Annotated in this window: 1 protein-coding gene and 1 pseudogene; both read left to right on the forward strand. The window is 32.0% G+C overall.

The window, feature by feature from the left end:
- Positions 1–20: 20 nt before the first annotated feature.
- Positions 21–149 (forward strand): annotated as a pseudogene (locus tag V7183_RS10000) (ABC transporter ATP-binding protein); the annotation flags it as partial.
- A gap of 447 nt (positions 150–596) precedes the next feature.
- A complete protein-coding gene (locus V7183_RS10005; RefSeq protein WP_335359369.1) occupies positions 597–1,694 on the forward strand; it encodes an AimR family lysis-lysogeny pheromone receptor in 1,098 nt (365 codons plus the stop codon).
- The last annotated feature ends 11 nt before the right edge of the window (positions 1,695–1,705 follow it).

The following is a 1,705-nucleotide window of genomic DNA, read 5'->3' on the forward strand; positions in this document are numbered from 1 at the left end:
ACTCATTTATATAAAGGAGGATGATTTTAGTGTCGCAAATCTCCGTAAATTTACAAGATGTATCAAAACGTTTCGGAAAGAAAGAAGTATTGCATAATATTTCTTTATCCATAACGCAGACAGAAATTTTTGGCTTAGTAGGTCCTTCTGAGATGTATAATTATAACCAAATAGAGAACAAAATAAAGAGGACAAGCGTCCTCTTTATTTCATAGATACACAGATATATACAGAAATCTTTACCGTTGAGAAAGGTAATGTCTTCTTCTAGAATTGGTAAAATACTATTTTTCTTAAAATCGAATATTTAGAAAAAATTTTCTCAACATCAAAAGAGAAACATAAGAATAAATGTTCTGAATCTTGTGTTAAGATAATGACAATAACTAAAAAAGGAACGAGAAAAGACCCACGGCGTTACAAACGGTGCTGCCACACTATTGTAACGTTTTACCCTATCGCACGTAGGTAAAACATTCCATGAGTCAGCATTTAGTATACCACACTTCTCAGATATAAATAATCATTATGGTACGTTTTCCTATTGAGAAAAAGAAGGGATGTGTCTTATGTTCTAAATCTGAGGAGGGATTACGATGCATGATTGTATAAATTTAGAGGATGTTGTACCTGAAAAAGACATCACTCCTACAAAACTCTCAAAAATAACTCATTTATCTCAATCAAACTTATGGAAAACAATAAATGGTCAAGTACCTATGACTTTTTCAAAGTTGATGAAAATGATCGTCAGTACAGACACAGAAGATCAAAAAATGGATATTGTTCAAGCGTTTTTAAAAGTTACAGACAAGGAAGCAGATATTAGAGCGGCGATGTATTATGTGTATTTAGCTGGATATACAGATATCTTACATGATCTGCTTGAAAGAGACTGTAGACAATCTGTAACGAGACATTATAAAGAAATTTTTAAGGTTGGTATAGAAAGGCAGTCTGGTAATTTACGTTCGAAAGAGTTTTTTAAAAGCCTAGATGATTTACGTGCAAAGGTTAATTTAAATAAGGTTAACGTAAATATTTTAGTAAATTTGTTAAGTATTTATGGGTATTCTGATATGGGTGCTTATAATATATTTGCAACTATGCACGACATGATTCGAGATAAGTTATATGAAATGCCGCATGGGTTAGAAAAAACGCTAATTAATACAGAATTGAATGTTTTAAGTGCCTACGCGTACTTAATGCAGGATGAGGTAGAGAATGCAAGAAGTTTATTATATGAGGTACTAGATATAGCTGAAATGCCTTGTTTGCTAAGGTCCACAGCCTATAGTGTTCTAGGAGAAAGCTACATTTTTACAGACGCAGAGAAATCTGTTCATTATTTTGAGATGTCACTTCAGGAGCTACATAAAATAACGAATAGTAAATCTTTACTTAAAAGGAAATTAGTTGAAAATACACTAGCGTTCTGTTGTATAATTCAAAAAATTCCTGTAGAATTAAGTTATATTCACGATAAAGCTGAACAGGCATTAATGAAGATATTTTTAAATGAACATGATGCAGCAGCTGAAATATTGTATAAACTTGAGAATCGCACGGCTTTTCAGGATTTGTATCTAGCTGTAGCTACAAAAAACTCTGACTTACGTCGAAAAGCGTATCATCGCTTTTTGAAAGATGGTAATTTGTTCTACATAAAGATATTTGAAATTTTAAAATAAGGGGATTGTTT

It is taken from the genome of Bacillus sp. JJ1127, from assembly GCF_036965845.1.
Lineage (GTDB): Bacteria > Bacillota > Bacilli > Bacillales > Bacillaceae_G > Bacillus_A.

Excerpts from the sequence above, each read along its gene's own strand:
- V7183_RS10005 (WP_335359369.1), top strand. The coding sequence starts at position 597 with ATGCATGATTGTATAAATTTAGAGGATGTTGTACCTGAAAAAGACATC.